The 437-nt window shown below is 50.3% G+C and carries 1 protein-coding gene; it reads right to left on the reverse strand.

The window, feature by feature from the left end:
- Positions 1-437 (reverse strand): DNA methyltransferase (locus D7V97_RS43760; RefSeq protein ID WP_120616319.1); only part of this gene is annotated, 437 nt, incomplete at both ends.

A 437-nucleotide genomic window follows, 5' to 3' on the forward strand; every position in this document is an offset into this window, starting at 1 on the left:
GTCTAAATAGTTCCCTATGATCAATACAGATAGCCATAACCCCGCCTGGGGTTAGCATCTCACGCATCATCCAGATTCTGGGTGTCATGAAGCGCAACCATTTGCTGTGCTTGGACCCATCATCTTTAGGAACTACATCGCCGAGATCTGGATCGTTTGGATCCTTGTCCCACTTGTCGTTATAGCGGAAGTCCTCGCCGGTGTTGTACGGCGGGTCTGTTACTACAAGATCAACTTGACCACGATATTTATAGAGCGTGACCATCGCAGAAAGGTTTTCACCGTCCCAGATCTCATTCTCTGACTGGGCGGTTTCCTCTCCAAAGGATACTTTCTTGATAATACGATGCAGCTTCGGCTTGACCTGGCGGATGATCTGCCAGGGAGCAGCCCGCCCGGTGTAACTCATAACGATGCCATTCTTGCCAGCATCGGCA

This window comes from Corallococcus sp. CA053C, assembly GCF_003611675.1.
GTDB lineage: Bacteria > Myxococcota > Myxococcia > Myxococcales > Myxococcaceae > Corallococcus.